This window comes from Streptomyces sp. NPDC001549 (assembly GCF_042894025.1).
GTDB lineage: Bacteria > Actinomycetota > Actinomycetes > Streptomycetales > Streptomycetaceae > Streptomyces > Streptomyces kutzneri.
This window is the reverse complement of sequence record NZ_JBIAVJ010000034.1, coordinates 36735-54002: the sequence shown is the minus strand read 5'-3', so window position 1 is coordinate 54002 and position 17268 is coordinate 36735. Positions and strand designations below refer to the sequence as shown.

Annotated in this window: 16 protein-coding genes and 1 pseudogene; all 17 read left to right on the top strand. The window is 68.5% G+C overall.

The features are described 5' to 3' along the window. Positions 1–1149 precede the first annotated feature (1149 nt). The 17 genes and pseudogenes from ACFY04_RS38005 to ACFY04_RS37925 all read left to right on the top strand — a co-directional run bounded on the left by ACFY04_RS38005 (position 1150) and on the right by ACFY04_RS37925 (position 17213). Entirely contained in the window at positions 1150–2160 is a 1011-nt protein-coding gene (locus ACFY04_RS38005) for an alpha/beta hydrolase (protein ID WP_389124466.1), read from the top strand. Between the two features lie 334 nt (positions 2161–2494). Then, a complete protein-coding gene (locus ACFY04_RS38000) occupies positions 2495–4258 on the top strand; it encodes a fatty acyl-AMP ligase (RefSeq protein ID WP_389124464.1) in 1764 nt (587 codons plus the stop codon). 214 nt (positions 4259–4472) lie between these two features. Continuing rightward, positions 4473–5408 (top strand): hypothetical protein, encoded by a 936-nt coding sequence (locus ACFY04_RS37995; protein WP_389124462.1) that lies wholly within the window; start codon positions 4473–4475, stop codon positions 5406–5408. A 33-nt stretch (positions 5409–5441) separates the two neighbouring features. Further along, a complete protein-coding gene (locus ACFY04_RS37990) occupies positions 5442–6320 on the top strand; it encodes a diiron oxygenase (protein WP_389124460.1) in 879 nt (292 codons plus the stop codon). Then, the gene (locus tag ACFY04_RS37985; RefSeq protein ID WP_389124457.1) at positions 6317–6565 is read left to right on the top strand and encodes an acyl carrier protein; all 249 of its coding nucleotides are present in this window, start codon (positions 6317–6319) and stop codon (positions 6563–6565) included. Before ACFY04_RS37990 ends, ACFY04_RS37985 begins: the two co-directional genes overlap by 4 nt. Beyond that, positions 6562–7392 carry a hypothetical protein gene (locus ACFY04_RS37980; RefSeq protein WP_389124454.1) on the top strand — a complete coding sequence of 277 codons (831 nt, stop codon included), beginning with the start codon at positions 6562–6564 and terminating at the stop codon, positions 7390–7392. The genes ACFY04_RS37985 and ACFY04_RS37980 overlap by 4 nt, the downstream gene beginning before the upstream one ends. Then, positions 7392–8396: an NAD(P)H-dependent flavin oxidoreductase gene (locus tag ACFY04_RS37975; RefSeq protein ID WP_389124451.1), complete on the top strand. Its 1005-nt coding sequence runs from the start codon at positions 7392–7394 to the stop codon at positions 8394–8396. The genes ACFY04_RS37980 and ACFY04_RS37975 overlap by 1 nt, the downstream gene beginning before the upstream one ends. Next, on the top strand, positions 8383–9267 hold the full coding sequence (locus ACFY04_RS37970) for an alpha/beta fold hydrolase (RefSeq protein ID WP_389124449.1): 885 nt from the start codon (positions 8383–8385) through the stop codon (positions 9265–9267). The genes ACFY04_RS37975 and ACFY04_RS37970 overlap by 14 nt, the downstream gene beginning before the upstream one ends. Continuing rightward, positions 9260–9511 carry a hypothetical protein gene (locus tag ACFY04_RS37965; protein WP_389124447.1) on the top strand — a complete coding sequence of 84 codons (252 nt, stop codon included), beginning with the start codon at positions 9260–9262 and terminating at the stop codon, positions 9509–9511. Before ACFY04_RS37970 ends, ACFY04_RS37965 begins: the two co-directional genes overlap by 8 nt. An 18-nt stretch (positions 9512–9529) precedes the next feature. Continuing rightward, positions 9530–10096, top strand: a complete 567-nt coding sequence (locus tag ACFY04_RS37960) for a 4'-phosphopantetheinyl transferase superfamily protein (RefSeq protein ID WP_389124445.1) — start codon at positions 9530–9532, stop codon at positions 10094–10096. Positions 10097–10142: 46 nt separating this feature from the next. Next, positions 10143–11408, top strand: coding sequence for an aminotransferase class I/II-fold pyridoxal phosphate-dependent enzyme (locus ACFY04_RS37955; protein ID WP_389124442.1), 1266 nt, complete (start codon positions 10143–10145; stop codon positions 11406–11408). Between the two features lie 126 nt (positions 11409–11534). Next, positions 11535–12800 (top strand): aminotransferase class I/II-fold pyridoxal phosphate-dependent enzyme, encoded by a 1266-nt coding sequence (locus ACFY04_RS37950; protein ID WP_389124439.1) that lies wholly within the window; start codon positions 11535–11537, stop codon positions 12798–12800. Positions 12801–13101: 301 nt separating this feature from the next. Further along, complete coding sequence (locus tag ACFY04_RS37945; RefSeq protein ID WP_389124436.1) at positions 13102–14187, top strand: monodechloroaminopyrrolnitrin synthase PrnB family protein; 1086 nt, start codon at positions 13102–13104, stop codon at positions 14185–14187. Between the two features lie 34 nt (positions 14188–14221). Next, positions 14222–14323 (top strand): annotated as a pseudogene (locus ACFY04_RS37940) (NAD(P)-binding protein); the annotation flags it as partial. A gap of 89 nt (positions 14324–14412) precedes the next feature. Next, positions 14413–14697 (top strand): hypothetical protein, encoded by a 285-nt coding sequence (locus ACFY04_RS37935; protein ID WP_389124579.1) that lies wholly within the window; start codon positions 14413–14415, stop codon positions 14695–14697. A 182-nt stretch (positions 14698–14879) separates the two neighbouring features. Next, on the top strand, positions 14880–16247 hold the full coding sequence (locus tag ACFY04_RS37930) for an MFS transporter (RefSeq protein ID WP_389124434.1): 1368 nt from the start codon (positions 14880–14882) through the stop codon (positions 16245–16247). A gap of 438 nt (positions 16248–16685) precedes the next feature. Continuing rightward, a complete protein-coding gene (locus tag ACFY04_RS37925; protein WP_389124431.1) occupies positions 16686–17213 on the top strand; it encodes a flavin reductase family protein in 528 nt (175 codons plus the stop codon). The last annotated feature ends 55 nt before the right edge of the window (positions 17214–17268 follow it).

The window sequence follows — 17268 nt, the reverse complement described above, 5'->3', positions numbered from 1 at the left end:
AAGGTAAAAGTCGGCGAGACCGGCCCGTTGCCCATGCGGCTGTCACCGCCGGGGAGCGGGGGATTGGTCAGCTCTGGGGCGGCACGCCGTTTCGTATGCGGGGGGCCGCGTGTTTGGTGGGGGGCTTCGGTCCGGTGGTTCGAACAGGGATTGTTCCTGCTATTCCGCTGAGTCATTGGCCGGAAATGGATCAACCCTCGTTTCTGTCTCCGCAGGGTTCTCGGCGGCTTGAGCGGAGGCAGTGGGTCCGGTCCGAGCGCCTTCCCCCGGGCGTGGTGAGCCCGAACTTGGCAGCCACCGTGATCGCTCGACCTCAACAACCCGGACGGTCGGCCCTTTTTTGACGGATCAGCACCGGGGGGCGGGATCCTCACAGGAGTGAGCTCCGGCAGGGCTACCGGCTACGGTCGGAACCGTCTGTGTCGCATGTCAACTCGGGATCGCGGTACTCGTGAGTGGACAGAAGGGCACAGTGTCGGTGAACATTTTTCCCCCATCTTTACCCGTTAGTGGCGAACACGCTAGCAGCGGCCTGGCGGGTTGTCACCCTGCTCACTCAGGACACATGCGTTACATGCGGAATTCGAATCTCCGTTTCATCGCAACGGGAATGATCAGCCCGGTGGCGACGGCGCGGGAGAGGTGCCTCGCATGACGTGCGGCATCCACTGTGCCATGTGTGCGGGGACGCCGACACCTCTCCGGCGTTCCCGGAGCCGGACCGATGCAGGGAGGTCGGGCCGCGCCTCGGCGGACCCTCGCCTCCATGCCGGATCCGGCCCGCACCGTGCGGGGGCCTGAAGTTTTAACTGCAAGTCGTGAGAACTGCTTATGCGAGAGGCGGGGGCGCTCGTTGTAGCGTGCCGGTGTCGGCCCGGTCCGGCGCTCGGTTGCTCCGCCGTTCGCGCGGCGATCGTCGCAACGGGGTCGCGGAACACCGACACTGCCCAGCCGCGCACATGGTGCGGGCAATCGTCCGTCCCCTCGCACAGCGCCGGCGGGCAGCAGCGCGCGACGGAGTTGTGCCCGCGGTCGCCGCGGTCGTACGACGGCCCGATGCGCCGTACTCGGCGAACCGGGGGTACAAACCGCGCGGTTCTGAACGTGCCAACCACTTGGCTGGTGTGACCCGAGGAGAGTCTCGTGCCCATGGACCGCTTCATCCGCGCCTTGATCCAATGGCAGGCGGTCGACCCACAGGCTCCGGCGCGCACGCTCACGGTCGACCAACTGCGCCGGAGGTATGCGGAAGGCGCGGCGAACTCCCGCCGTGGTGCTGCGCCGGAACCCGTCCGCGCGGTGACCGATCAGCGGATCGACGGCGTGGAGGGCCGCTTCGGCGTGCGGACGTACCGGCCGATCAACGACCGGAGCCGCCTCGTGACGTACCTGCACGGCGGCGGCTGGACCGTCGGAGATGTCGACACCCACGACGGGGTCTGCCGGCGCATCGCCGCCGTCCTCGGAGCCGTCGTGGTCTCCGTCGACTACCGGCGTGCGCCGGAACACCCCTATCCCGGCCCGCTCCATGACGCGATCACCGCGGCGGAATGGGCGGCCGGCGCGTTCCCCGGACGTGAGCACGTGATCGCAGGCGACAGCGCGGGGGCGGGTCTGGCGGTGGGGGTCGCCCTGCATCAACGGGACCACGGATCCGTCGGGTTCCGAGCGCAGCTGCTCGTGTACCCGCCGGCCGATCCGGAGATGAAGTCACCGTCCATCCGCACCTACGGCTCGGGCTATCTGACGGACGTCGACGATCTGCGGTGGTACTACGAGCAGTACCTGCAGGATCCGCGGCAGAGCACCGACCCGGCGATCGATCTGCTCCGCGCCGATCTGCACGGGATGCCGCCGACGGTGATCGGCACCGCCGAGTGCGATCCGTTGCACGACGAGGGGGTCGAACTGGCCGGCCGGCTTGCCACAGCCGGCGTCTCGGTGGAACACGTCGAGGGCCAGGGCCTGGTGCACGGCTATCTGCTCCTGGCCGATGTCGTCCCCGCGGCCGCGAAGGTGACCACCGCGGTGCTGGACGCATTGGAGAGGACTCTGACGGCAGGAGCGGAACCGCACTCGGTCCCGGAACTCCGGGGCAGCGGAACGAACGACGCCGAACCCTTCGCCAACGGCGTCCGGACCGCGGCGACTTCGGCCTGATTTCCTCGCACGACCCGCGTGAGGCAGCGCGCCGGTGCCCCGATCCGGACCGGGGCGGCGCCGCACCGGGACCGTCCGGAGCGCCGTCGGCCACGGCCCGGCCCTGACGCCCCTCGCAGGCGCGCCGCCGGCGGCGCCTGGGCCGTCTCTTCCGGATCTTGCCTCCTGACCCGTACCGCACCTCGACCGCACCGGCCCCGAACGCGTGCCGTACGCGAACGGCGGGCACCGCGACACGCCCGGCCGGCCATCGCCACCCCGGCGAGCGCCGCACTTCAGGGCCTCGCCGCCGAACTTCCTTCCGTGCACGACCGGCCGACAAGGAGTCCTGCCTGTGAGCAGCATCGGACCGCATGCGAACGCAGACGTGCGTACCGTTCCCGACGCGCTGCGGTTGCGCAGCGAGAAACAGCCCGACGAGACCGCCTTCGTCTACCTGCTCGACGGCGAGGATCCCCACGAAACCCTCACCTACCGCGAGCTCGACGAGATCGCCGGTCTACGGGCCGCCGCCTTCGCCGCCGTCGGTCTCGCCGGCCGCAGCGCCGTCCTCATGTACCCCACGGGCCTGGAGTTCGTACGGTCCGTCGTGGGGTGCATGTACGGGCGGGTGGCCGGTGCGCCCGTCCAGGTGCCCCGGCGCCTCGACGAGGTGGAGCGGATGCGCCGGATCGCCGACGACGCCGGCACCTCGATCGTCCTGACCACCGCGGAGGTGGCCCGTGATCTCCAGGAGAGCTACGGCGACGAGCCGGCCCTGGCCGGGCTCACCCTGCTGGCCACCGACACCCTCGCGTATGACGCGGACGCCCCCGAGCCGCCGCGGCCGAGCCCCGGGGACACCGCGCTGCTGCAGTACACGTCCGGTTCCACGGGGCGCCCCAAGGGAGTTGTCGTCACCCACGCGAACTTCCTCGCCAACGCGGCCGAGACCGACGAGGCGTTCCCGTGCGAGCCCGACGGCACCGTGGTGAGCTGGCTGCCCCTCTTCCACGACATGGGCATGCTCTTCGGCGTCGTCATGCCCCTGTGGGCGGGCATCCCCGCCTATCTGATGGCCCCCGAGGCGTTCATCCGCCGTCCGGCGCGCTGGCTCGAAGCCCTCGCCCGGTTCGGCGGAACGCACTCGGCGGCGCCCAGCTTCGCCTACGAACTGTGCGCGCGCGCCGCCGCGGACGGCAAGACCGGCGGTGTGGGCGACCTGTCGCGCTGGCGGACGGCCGCCAACGGAGCCGAGCCGGTGCGCTGGGCCGCCATCCGGTCCTTCATCGACGCGTTCGCGCCGCACGGCTTCAACCCTCGCGCCATGAGCCCCGGTTACGGTCTGGCGGAGAACACCCTCAAGACCACCGCCTCACGCGCGGACCAGGAACCCACCGCGCTCTGGGTCTGCGGAGAGGCCCTCGGCGAAGGCGTCGTGCGACCCGTCGGCGAAGGCACCGACGGTTCCGTTCCCCTGGTCAGCAACGGGAGTACCGCGGGCCGCACCCGGGTGCGGATCGTGGATCCCGCCACGCGGCAGGCGTTGCCCGAGGGCCGGGTCGGTGAGATCTGGATCGACGGCCCCTGCGCGGCCGCCGGGTACCTCGGGCGGGCGGAGGAGACGGAGGAGACGTTCCGAGCCCGTCTCGCGAGTGAGGGCGCCCTCGGCCGGCCTCACCTGCGCACAGGTGATCTCGGCTTCCTCTACGACGACGAGCTGTATGTCGCCGGACGCCTGAAGGACGTCATCATCCGCAAGGGCCGCAACCACTACCCGCAGGACTTCGAGCTCACCGCCGAACGCGCCGTGCCGGGGCTGCACCCGAACAGCGTGAGCGCGTTCTCCTGCGACGACGGACGGACCGAGCGGCTCGTGCTGGTGGTGGAGGTGGACGGCCGGCTCCTCAACTCCCCGGGCGCCGGGGCCGTGCGCGCGCAGGTGTTCGAGGCCATACGGAGCAGGCACCGGATCACGCCGGACGACATCGCGGTCGTACGGCGCGGGAGGCTGCCGAAGACCTCCAGCGGCAAGGTGCAGCGCAAGGAGTGCAAGCGGTGCTACGAGAACGGCGAGCTGCAGATCGTGCCCTCGGGTGTCGTCGCCGTGACTCGTTAGGAATAGGCGTGAAAAACGCATGGGGGAGCGTGTGAAATCGGCCTGTTGCGGCGCAATTGCAGAATGGTACCGTCGAGCCCGTTCCGGGGATTCGCGCAGGAGCCGGGGGGTTTCGACCGCACATGGCAGGCCCCGAATCGTCGGCGTGTTCTTCTTTCTGGAGGGGTAGCCCGTGTCAGACCGAACCGAAAGCCTGGGCATACCCTGGGAAAAGGTGGCGGATCTCATAGAATTCGTTCCCGCCGAGTATTCCAACAGGATTCAGCCGGAGTCCGTGGCGCGGGAGTTGCTGCGCTGCGACTCGGCCGAGATCGACAGGCTCGTCGATGCGTCCCTTCCGTTCGAGGAGCGTGCGGGAGTGCGCTGTTTCGACATGAACGACCTGTACAACCTCGGGATGTACTCACAGAAGTCCGACACGCAACCGGAATTGACGTTCCGAATGCTGTTCCGCTTCGCCGGCCGTCCGGTCGGGAGTCTGCTGCGCCCGAAGTCCTGGGAGTTCCGCGTCCACTTGGAGTGCACCGCGTGCGAGGGGCCGGCGCCCTGGCGCTTCGAGGCGCCCGACGTCGCCCGGTTCGGCGGAAGCGTCGTCGGCGGGCCGGCGCCCGAGCCGGGCTCCGGGACGGCCACGTACCAGGCGACCGTCACGACGACGGGCGCACTCACCCCTCTGGTCTCCCCCGAGCTGCGCACCCTGACCCGTGACTACCTCGATTCCGGCTACCGCTGGCAGATGGTTCCGGTCGCCATGCAGGCGGACTACCAGCTCGTGCACTCACTGGGCGCGACCAGTTGCATCGCCGCGAGCCTGCTGCTGGCCGAGCGGTTCCGCGAGGCCGGATACCGGGCCGAGGCGAAGCGGGGCTGGTTCTGCGGCGTACTCGGCGGTGCCCTCGACCTGCCGCACGCCTGCGTGGAGGTGGAGGACGAGGACGGAGTCCTCAAGAGCGTCGACATCGCCAAGGCGCAGCTGGCGGCGCGGCTGTCCCCGGACACCAAGGAATTTCAGGAACTTTGCCTGGGGTCGACGTACAACAAGGTCATCCAGTCCACCGCTTCGGGCGCTTCCTCCTTCGGCCGTCACGAATGCGGTTCGCCGGTGCCGACCCACGTGCGCGCGGACATTCGATCGGCCCGTCGAGGCTGAACTCTTTACCTCACTGTGCGGAAGGGCGAGTAAATGGCAGTGCCCAAGATCGAACCGATCGTGCTTGAGCTGGACAGGCTGGAAAGCATGGCGGAATCCGGCTACTACAACCCGTACACGATTTTCGACTGGCCAGACACGATCGAGCCGGACATGCCCTGGATGAGTGAGAACCTCACCACGCTGGCCGGCACTCCGATGTGGGACGAACTCACGCGTGAGCAGCAGATCGCGCTGACCCGGTACGAGGCGATCAACTTCTTCAGCCTCAACATCCACGGTATCCGCGAACTGCTCAGCGAGGTCGTGATGCGTATCCACGACCGGACCTACGCGGACGTCTCGGAGTTCCTTCACCACTTCATCGGTGAGGAGAACGAGCACATGTGGTTCTTCGCGCAATTCTGCCTCCGCTACGGCGGCAGGCTGTACCCGGCGCAGCCGACGCTGCAGGCCGACTCGGTGGAACACCTGTCGCCGGTCGCCCGCGAACTCATCGTGTTCGCGCGCATCCTGATCTTCGAGGAGATCGTCGACTACTACAACGCGTACATGGCGACCGACGAGTCCCTGCCGCACATCGCCCGTGAGATCAACCGGGTGCACCACCAGGACGAGAGCCGGCACGTCGCCTTCGGCCGGATGATCTTCACCAGTCTGCTCGATCAGCTGGTCAAGAACGACCCGGACGAGGTGCCGCTGGTGGCCGAGTACCTCGAGAACTACCTCCAGTACAGCATCGCGACCCTGTACAACCCGGCCGCCTACCGCGACGCGGGCATTCCGGACGCGCTCGCACTGCGGCGCCGTGCCATGGAGCACCCGGCCCGGTTGGAAGCGCACGACCAGGTACTGAAGAGGACGAGGAAGTTCCTGTCGAGGGCGGGCGTAGGCAAGGAAGTCGTCAAATGAGGGCCGAACCGATGCAGGAGCTGCGGGAGTTCATCCTGAGCCGCAATCCCAAGCTGGAAGACCTGTCCAGCGACCTGGACCTGATCGACAGCCGGGCCATCAACTCGCTCGCGTTCGTCGAGTTCATCTTCCTGCTGGAGGAGCTCACAGGCGAGCCCATCGATCCGGAGGACGTGGATCTGGACGATCTCCGCACGCTCGACGCGATCGAGGCAGGATTCTTCACGAAGGAAGCGGCGCGATGACCACAACAGCGACCGACAACGGTCTGGGAGTCCTCGACGGAAGCCAGCTGCGGCTGCTGCGCGCCTTCGACGCGGTGGTCCTGCGCTGGGCCGATGCCTGGGGTGCGCCGGAGTTCCGGTTCCCGTTCCTGATGCGGTGCCAGGACCTGGACACCTTCGACTACTACGACAACTTCCCGCATCTGGGCCTCGTCGCGGCCCGGCTCGATCCCCAGCACGTCGGCGCACTGCTGGCGCAGACCCCCCGGCCGGTCGACCGGATACCCGCCGAGGTCATGGAGCCGACCGCGTTCGCGCTGCCCTCGGCGGCGTGCTACTCGGTCTACCTCGACCTGGCCGGCTCCGCGCTGGCTGCCGAGGGCGTACTGCGGACCACGGCCGGTACGTGCTTCCGCAACGAGGACCACTACCAGGGCCTCCAGCGACTGCTCGGCTTCACCATGCGGGAGATCGTCTGCATCGGTGCCGAGGAGGTGGCGAAGAACCACCTGGTTCGCGCCAAGGACGCCGTGACGGAACTGTGCGCCGCACTCGGACTGGACCTCGAGCTGGAGGTCGCCACCGACCCGTTCTTCGACAAGAACAGCGGCAAGGCGAAGATGCAGCGGCTGTTCCCCGTGAAGGAGGAGTTCGTCGTCAACGGCCTGGCGATCGGCTCGGTCAACTACCACCGGAACTTCTTCGGTGAGCGGTGCGAGATCGGGGCCGGCGACGAGCCGGCGCACACCAGCTGCCTCGCCTTCGGCCTGGAACGCTGGGTGCATGTCCTGACCGACCGGTTCGGGACCACCGCCGCGGCCGTGTCCGCGCTCGAAGGCATCCGCTGATGCGTCCCACGGTGGCGGAGGTACTCGGTACCGAGGTGAGCCTGCTCCAGTCGGGCATGGGCGGTGTCGCCGGGGCGAAGCTCGCCTGCGCGGTGTCCAACGCAGGCGCGGCGGGCTGCGTGGGCGGCTACAAGCTGGTCGGCGACGCGCTGTCGGCCGTACTGGAACGGCTGGTCGCCGGCACCGATCGGCCCGTCGGCGTGAACCTGATCCCGGAGGTGGTCGGGCCCGAGGAGCTCGACCTCCAGGTGGCGCAGGTGCTCGCCGAGACGCCGCGGCAGGTGTACGTCTCGCTGTTCGGCATGCCCGAGGACGCGGTGTTCGAACGGGTCGCCGCGGCAGGCCGGCGGACGGTGGTGCAGGTGGGCACCGTCGAGGACGGTGTGCACGCCGCCGAGCGCGGCGCCGTGGTGGTGGCCCAGGGCATCGAGGCCGGCGGCCACCTGCTCGGTGTGTCGGGGCGGGACGAGCTGGTCACCGCCCTGCGTGACCGGCTGCCCGACGCCTGCCTGGTCGCCGCGGGCGGCATCGGCGGGCCGGCCGAGGCCGAGCGTGCCGTTGCCGCAGGAGCCGACGGCATCCTGCTCGGCACGGCCTTCGTCGTCGCACACGAGTCGCGCGCCCACGGCCGCTTCAAGTCGGCGGTGACCGCGGCCGACGCCGGCGACACCGTGATCACCGACGTCTACGAGATCGGGTGGCCGGGCCGCCGGCACCGGGTGCTGGCGACGGCCGTGACCGCCGACCCCGCGCAACCCAGGAAGTTCATCGGCCGCACGGTGGTCGAGGGGGAGCCGTACTTGGTACCGCGCTTCAGCGCGGCCGTACCGACCGAAGCGACCAGCGGGCGCATCGGCGAGATGGCGTTGTACTGCGGCCAGTCCTGCACCGCGGTCTCCGCCGAAGCCTCGGCGGCCGACGTCGTCGCCGCGTATGCAGGCGTGCTGCGGAGACCGCAGACCACAGAGACCCAGAGAAGGACGGAAACCCGTGTCGGACAGTGAAGCCCAGCAGTCGAGTGAATTCGATAATCCGTACGATCTGTCGTACCGCGAGGACACCCCCCGCATACGTACCAGGGAGGGCGTCGAGCTCTACTACGAGTCCAGCGGTGAGGGCCCGGCCCTCACGCTGCTCAACAACTACTTCTTCACGGCCCCGTTCTGGCGGTCACACACCCAGACACTCGTCAAGAACCACCGCGTCGTGAGCTTCGACCAGGCCAACCACGGCGCATCCACACGGCTCGATCGGGAGCCGACCTGGGAAGAGCACGCGGCGGACGTGATCGGGCTGCTCGACGCGCTGGAGATCGACGCGACGTATCTGGTCGGCACGTCCTCGTCCTCGCAGCTGGCCAGGGACCTGGCGCTCGCACACCCGGACCGGGTCAAGGGCATGGTGCTGGCGGGTCCGGTCTTCGGTGTCAAGAACATGAGGCGTCACCGGCAGTTGAACCGCTCGTGGCTCCAGACGCTGCAGAGCCACGGCATGGCCGGCCTGTACAACCAGATCTACCCCGAGGTGGTCAGCGGGCAGATGAACGAGGAAGGCGGCACACCGGGATTCCTTGGGCTCCGGGAGAGCTTCCTGGCGATGTGCACCCCCGAGGTGGTCACCAACGGCGTAGCCCTTGTCCAGACCGGCGACCCCAGTTCCACGCTGCTGTCCCGCGTGACCGCGCCCACCATGCTCGTCCTCGGGGACGACGACATCCTGCTGAGCCCGCAGCGCGGCCACGAGGTCGCCGCGCTGTTCCCCGACGGGCGCTGCGAGATCATTCAGAACGCCGGGCACATGCCGTTCCTCGATGCCCCCGAACATTTCGAGACGCTCATCGCCGCGTTCGTGGACGAAGTGGAATCGCGTGTCTGATACGGAGTCCGAGCTCCGGCAGCGCGTTCGCGGACTGCTGGGCGACCTCTTCGGCGGCGAGCGCTTCGCCGGCCTCCCGGACTCCGGGTCGCTGCGCGAGGCCGGACTTCCCTCCACCGGACTGGTGAGCCTGCTGGTGGCGATGGAGGACGCGTTCGGGTTCGAGTGGGACGACGACGTCGAGCCGGAGGTGATGCGCTCGATCGACTCACTGGCGCGTCACGTCCTGGCCCTGCGGAACTGAAGGCCGTAGGGCTCCCCGGTGGCCGTCGGATGGGACCCTCCCGAGGGGGTCGGCCCGGAGGCGACGGCGGTGTTCCGCCCGGTGGCTCCCCCCTACGGACCGGCTCAGCAGTCCTCGGCGGGCCGTCGCGCGTCCGCTGCGGCCCTCGCGTCCGCCGGGTCGGCGGACCGGACCGTCCCCCGCGAAGCCGACGGGAGGCCGCGCTTTCCCAGGGGATTCGCCGGATCGATCTCCCACACCGAGTGCTGGGCGGTCGCGGTGGTGGTCCCCGGGGCCGAGGCGGTCGGCGTCGACATCGAGAACGGGGTCATCACGCCTCGCGTGGCCGGGTTCGTCCTGGCGGAGCGGGAGCGGCGCACGCTGCTCGGGCCGCCCGGGGGGTACACCGCGCGCGATCTGTTCGCCGCGAAGGAAGCGGCCTTCAAGGCCCTGAGCAGCATGGGAAAACTCGGAGATTTCACGTTCTGGCGGATCGGGCTCCGCCGGTTCGGCGACGGCCTGGTCGCCTCGTACCGCGGCGAGCCGGTATCGGTATGGGTTCGCTCCGAGGCAGATCTGTCGTTCGCCGTGGCGATACGGCGATGAACCGCACCACACGTCCCCACACGTCCCTGCGCAGGAAGACGCACTGATGGAGAAAGCCACCGAACCGGAGGAATCCATGGCGACCGAGAACAGGCAGAACAGCGTGACCAGTATGACCCGGATAATCAGTCACCTGCAGGAACACTGCCCCGACTTGGGGAACGTTCGCCACCTGTACGAGGCGGTCGTTTCCAAGTACGACGGTGTGCACGCCACCTTCGACGACGGCCACACGAGCATGGTGCTGACCACCTACGACTACCTGGGCCTGCTCGGCGATGAAAGGCTCAACGACGCGGCGAAAGAGGCAGTGGACTTCTTCGGGACAGGGTGCTTCGGCTCACGGGTCCTGGGGGGAAGTCTCGACCTCCACCGTCAGCTGGAGCAGGAACTCGCTGCATGGGCGGACCGAGAGGACGCCATGGTCCTCAGCTCGGGTTTCATGACGAACTACACGGTGCTGGCCGCCATGGCCGGTCCTGGCGCCTGGGTGCTCGCCGACGAACTCAACCACATAAGCATCGACGAAGGATGTCAGGCAGCCAAGAACGCCGGAGCGACCGTACACGTCTACCGCCACAACGACGTGGGCCACGTGGCAGAGCTGCTGCGCCAAGCGCCGCCGGAGGCCACCAAGATCGTCGTATCGGACGGCATCTTCGGCATGGAGGGCGATCTCCTCGACCTTCCCGGCCTGTCCGAACTGTGCCGGCGCCATGACGCCCTGCTCTTCGTCGACGAGGCCCACAGCCTGGGCGTGATCGGGCCCAACGGGGGAGGCGTCCAGGACTATTACGGACTGCCCGGCACCGTCGATCTGGTCATGGGCACTCTCAGCAAGGCCATCCCGGCTTCCGGCGGTTTCGTCGCCGGTTCGCAGGAACTCATCGCGGCACTTCGGCTCGGTGCGCGCGGGTACATGTTCAGCGGCGCGTCATCACCGATGTCGGCAGCGGCCGGCCTGGCGGCGTTACGCGTGATCCAACAGGAGGGCGCTGAGCGTCGCTCCTTGCTGGAACGGAACACGAAGCACCTCAGAAGGCGTCTGGAAGCCGCGGGTCTCCACCCCGAGGACGTACCGGGACCGATCACTCCCCTGATCCTGGGAGAGGACCACATCGCCCTGGAAGTGGCAAGGCTCTGTCAGGAGCGGGGAGTCTTCGTGCTCTCCATGGTGCCTCCTGCGGTAGCTCCCGGCACATCCGGCCTGCGTCTGAACCCGACAGCCGCGCACAGCCCGCAGAACATCGATTTTGCCTGTGACGTCATCATCGAGGCCGTGCGAGCGGCCACTGGACGGGCCGAAGACTGAAATCCAGACCGTTCCCGGCGAAGCCGGCGGGAGGCCGCGGTTCCCCAGGGGATTCGCCGGCTCGGTGATTTCACGTTCTGGCGGATCCCGGCATGCCAACGCGCAGGATGAAAGAGAGACGCACTGATGGAGAAAGCCACCGAACCGGAGGAATCCATGGCGACCGAGCACAGGCGGAGCAGCGTGTCCAGCATGACTCGAATCATCAGTCACCTGCAGGAAAGGTCGCCCAAGCTGGGCCACATTCGTCATCTGTACGAGGGGACCATCGCCAAGTACGACGGTGTGCACGCCACCTTCGACGACGGCTACGCGAAGTTGGTGCTGACCACCTACGACTATCTGGGTCTGCTCGGCGATGAAAGGCTCAACGACGCGGCGAAAGAGGCAGTGGACTTCTTCGGGACAGGGTGCTTCGGCTCACGGGTCCTGGGGGGAAGTCTCGACCTCCACCGTCAGCTGGAGCAGGAACTCTCCGCATGGGTGGGCAGAGAGGACGCCATGGTCCTCAGCTCGGGTTTCATGACGAACTACACGGTGCTGGCCGCCATGGCCAAACCTGGCACCTGGGTGCTCTCCGACGAACTCAACCACGCAAGCATCGTCGACGGGTGTCTGGCAGCCAAGAACGCCGGAGCAACCGTACGCGTCTACCGGCACAACGACGTGGGCCACGCGGAAGAGCTGCTGCGCCAAGCGCCGCCGGACGCCACCAAGATCGTCGTATCGGACGGCATCTTCAGTATGGACGGGGACGTCCTCGACCTTCCCGGCCTGTCCGAACTGTGCCGGCGCCATGACGCCCTGCTCTTCGTCGACGAGGCCCACAGCCTGGGCGTGATCGGGCCCAACGGGGGAGGCGTCCAGGACCATTTCGGACTGCCCGGCACCGTCGATCTGGTCATGGGCACTCTCAGCAAGGCCATCCCGGCTTCCGGCGGTTTCGTCGCCGGTTCGCAGGAACTCATCGCGGCACTTCGGCTCGGTGCGCGCGGGTACATGTTCAGCGGCGCGTCATCACCGATGTCGGCAGCGGCCGGCCTGGCGGCGTTACGCGTGATCCAACAGGAGGGCGCTGACCGCCGCTCCTTGCTGGAACGGAACACGAAGCACCTCAGAAGGCGTCTGGAAGCCGCAGGATTCAACCTTCCGGACGTACTGGGGCCGATTACCCCCGTCATCGTGGGAGATGACTACACCGCCCTGGAAGGAGCCAGGCTCTGCCAGGAGCAAGGCGTTTTCGTGCTCTCAGCGCTGCCTCCGGCGGTAGCCCCCGGCACATCCCGCTTGCGCCTGAATGCGACAGCCGCGCACAGCCCGCAGAACATCGATTTTGCCTGTGACGTCATCATCGAGGCCGTGCGAGCGGCCACGGAACGGGCCGGAGGCTGAAGCCGTCGCGCGTGTTGATTCGGCCGGCGCGGCGGGCGGGCCGTAGAGCCTTTGGTGACGGCGCTCTGCGGCCTGCCCGCGACGGCGGGTGAGGTCACCGTGGCGCACCCTGATGATTCTGGGCGCCAGCCACTTCCCGTCGGTCGGATTTCGAGCAGGCGGTGGAGACCGTGCCCGGTGTGCGCCCGGGCGCGCTGATTGCAGTCGGCGGCACTGCGGTTGACGGGAGCCGTCCGCAGGCCCCGGCACACCCTTCACCGACGTCGCGTGACCATGGGACACCCACCGGGAGTTGGTTCGTATGAATTCCGGAACACACATAGACGCCGCTTCCGGGGAATTCAACGCACAGGTCGCGCAGCTCGATCCGCTGAACCTCGACGCCGACCTGCGACGCCTGCCCAAGCTGAACGAAGCCGCGGACGTCGACGCGCTGGCGCGTGTCCTCGGTGAGGCTCTCCCCACGGAGCAGCGCATCGCGGGTTTCACGCTGCCGGAATGCCTCGCCGCGATGCGTGATCTGGGCATGTACCTCGGCAGCCTCACGCGGCACGGAGTGGTGGCCTTCGACGCCGTCGCGGACGCTGCCGGAGCGTTCGAACTGCTGGGTCGGCGTGCGCACATGATTCCGCGCGACACGGTCTACCACTACACGTGCTGGAATCCCACGGGCGAGCGCGAGCGGCTCTACACCGGGCACCCCATGGAGCGCGGCCTCATCGACGCGGTGCGGACGTGCGTGCCGGAGCTGGCACGGGCGATCGACATCGGCCGTTCGCTGGACGAGGCGGATCCGCGCAGTGCCGGGCGGACCGGCGACTGGGCGTCCTTCGTCGAGTGTGTCACCGTCATCGACACGGTGATGAGGAGGGTACTCGGGAACGTCTCCCACGAGTTCTTCGCCCTCGAGCTCCGACCGTACTTCGAGGACGTCCGGCTGGGGGGACGCACCTACATGGGCCCGGCCGCGGCCCATGTGCCTCTGTTCCTGATCGACCTGCTGCTGTGGGCGTCGGACGGGGGCAGCGAGGAGTACCTGTCGTTCTGCGACGAACTCGTCTCGCACACGCTTCCCGACTGGCGGGAACGGTACGCGGAATGGAGGGCGAAGCCGTCCCTGGCCACTCGCTTCGCCGCGGCCCTCGATGAACCCCTCACGCCGGACGAGTCACTGCACGTGCAGGCCGGCACGCAGGCGCTGGGGGAGGCGCTCAGGGGATTGATCTCGTTCCGCGGCAAGCACCTGGTGATGGCGCGGCGCGCCTATCACGAGGACGTGCGGCTCTACGGACTGGGCAGCGGCGGGGGAAGCACGGAACTGCTCGACGGGATCCTCACCCTCACCCGGCGGACCCACGCGGGCACCGGCCCGGCCGTCGCGCCGTGACGTCACGGTCACCTCTGCGGAGAGGGAGCGAGCGATGAGAATCACCCTTGCCGGAGCCGGAATCGGCGGACTGGCGACCGCGATGAGTCTGCATGCCGCGGGGTTCGAGGACGTCACCGTCTTCGAGGCCGCTCCCCGCCTCGGTTCGCAGGGGTTCGGTCTGAACATCCTGCCCAACGCCGTGCGCGAGCTGGCTGTATCGGGACGTTTTCGAGCAGCGGTTCGGTGCTGCTCGTCGACGCACCGCACACCGCCTACTTCGAGGACGCGGCCAACGAGAGGTTCCTCGCGTTCATGGAGTCCCGAGGGTCCGCGTTCCGGCCCGGACCGGACGACTTCGGGGACCTCCTGGCCCGCCATGGCTGGTGGGCCGAGCCGTACACCTTGAGCCGGCTCGCCGCTGGTGCCTGCGCGTGGCTGCCGGCTCCGCCGGAGCGGCTCTGCCCGCCCCACGACCACCACTGGGTGGTCCGCGCACACCTCGCCGATCGCCATTCTTGGCTCGATTAGTGCACTTCTCAGACTATTTGATCGACAGTAGACTGCCCAGATGCCATTTTTCTGAATGTGTTCGAAAACTCCCTCGATTTCACGCGATGACCAAGGACTGAGGCGCTGTGACCAATACGGATTCATTAAAGGAAACGCCGGCCACCGATGGGGGTGGCCGGCCGGGGCTCACGCTCGCCGCGGTGAGTGTCGTGCAGTTCATGGTGTCTCTCGACCTGTCGGTCGTGAACGTCGGACTTCCGCAGATCAGCGAGAGCCTCGGCTTCAGCGAGGTGGGCCTGACCTGGGTGATCCATGCCTACGCCCTCACCTTCGGAGGGCTCCTCCTCCTGGGTGGAAAGATCGCCGACCTGATGGGCCGCAAGCGGCTCGTGCTGATGGGTCTCTGCCTCTTCGGCATCGCCTCCCTCGCCGGCGGCTTCGCGACGGAGCCGGGGCATCTGGTCGCCGCCCGTGCCGGGCAGGGCATCGGAGCCGCCGCACTGGCCCCGGCCGCGCTGGCGCTGCTGACCGCGACCTTCCCCTCCGGCCAGGAACGCGTGAAGGCGTTCGGCGTATGGAGCGCGATGAACGCCGCAGGCGCCGCATTCGGCGTCCTCATCGGCGGTCTGCTCACCGAGTACGCGGGCTGGGAGTGGGTGATGTTCGTCAACGTACCGATGGTCGTCGTCGCGCTCGCCCTGACCTGGCGCATCGTCGCCGACAGGCCAAGCGGCGACCGCGGCCGCCCGGACGTGCTGGGCGCCGTCCTCGCCACCGCCGGAATGGGCCTGCTCGTCTTCGGCGTCGTCCGCACCGACCAGTACCCGTGGACCTCGTCGACGACCCTCATGACGCTGGCCGTGGCCGTCGTCCTGCTGGCCGCCTTCCTCTACGTCGAGAAGACCACCTCACGCGACCCGCTGATCAGGCTGGGTCTGTTCACCCACCGCTCGGTCGTCGGCTCCAACCTCTTTATCTTCCTGCTCGGCGGCGCCATGACGTCGGCCTTCTACTTCATCTCCCTCTACCTCCAGGGCGTGCTGGGGAGCGGTCCCGCCCGCAGCGGCGTCCAGTTCCTGCCCTTCGCGGTCGGCGTCGTCGTCGGGTCGGTTCTCGCCATCAAGCTGGGCGGCCGTCTCGCCCCCCGGATGGTGCTGGCCATCGGCGGCATGCTGACGGGCATCGGATTCGCCTGGTTCAGCCTGTTCACCGCCGACGGTTCGTTCGTCGCCGACGTCCTGGGCCCGTCGCTCATCGCCAGCATCGGCATCGGGCTCTGTCTCGGCCCCATCGCCTCCCTCGCCACCGGTGGCGTCCCGGCCCACGAGGCGGGCGCCGCCTCCGGTCTGCTCAACAGCTCACGCCAGATCGGCGCCGCACTCGGCCTGGCAGCCCTGAGCACCGCCGCCAACGCGCGCACCGGGGACTCCGGCACGCTGGAATCCCTCGCGGACGGCTACGCGCTCGGCATGACCATCGGCGCCGTGATCGTGGTGGCCGGCGTCCTCGTCGCACTTGTGGTGCTGCCCCGCACCGTCCCCGGCGCCGACGGAGGCGGGCAGCACTGACGCCCCGGCGGCGGATCTGTTGCTCTCCACGCACGTGCCGCGTCGTCACCGGCCGGGCCGGCCGGCCGGTGACGACGGATGCCCGAGTCGCGGCGCCAGCCCTCCACGGGTTCGCCCTGCCGCAGCCCGCGGCGACCGGCCTGTGAAGTTCCGCCCGAAATTGAGGAGTCGTACGGAAGATTTCATAAGAACGGTCTTGGGGGAGATATGTGAGATACATTCGGGATATGGCTCCATTGCGCCTCGATAGAGACTTTCGGCACGATGGCAGTTCGAGCGAAGAACTGAGACGATATCCGCCGCCGCAGCTCAGGAGAGTGCCATGAACGATGCGAGTTTCCGGGGTCGGGCCACGCGCCGCAGGGGAATGGCCGACCGGATCGCGGCACCGTGGCCCACGCCATGTACCCGCCCGACGAGCAGCGCGTGGAGATTCGCATGATCCGAGCAGCGCGTACCCGCGCGGGAAACCGGATGCGCCCGGCCGGCGCCGACGGCCTGAAGCACCTGGCGGCACGCATGCGCACGGGCGTGGCCATCGCCACCGCCTTCGACATCGAAGCCCGGCCCTGGGGCGCGAGGTGCACCTTCCTGGCGACGGTCGCCGAGGAACCGCCCACCGTCATGGTGACCCTGCGCAGCGACAGCCCCACGGCCCACGCGGCGCTCACCGCCGGCGAGTTCGCCCTCAACATCCTTCCCCGGGGAGCCCGGACGGCCGCCGAGCTGTTCGACTCCGAGGCGGCCGACGCCTTCGAGCGCATCGACTGGACCGTTCCGCGCGGAGCCACCGGGCCCCACCTGCGCGCCGACGCGCAGGTGGTGGCCAACTGCGCGATCATGGGCCACTCCTGCCACGGCGACAAGGTCACGCTCTTCGCCGACGTGAGCCACGTTTTCCTGAAGTCCCTCCTGCGCTGTGGGCTGTTGTCCGCCGCACTGGCGGGCGCCGGCCTGACCGTCTGATCCGTGCCCCGAGTGCCGTAGCGCACCCGGGGCACGGCCGTGCGCCGGGGACACC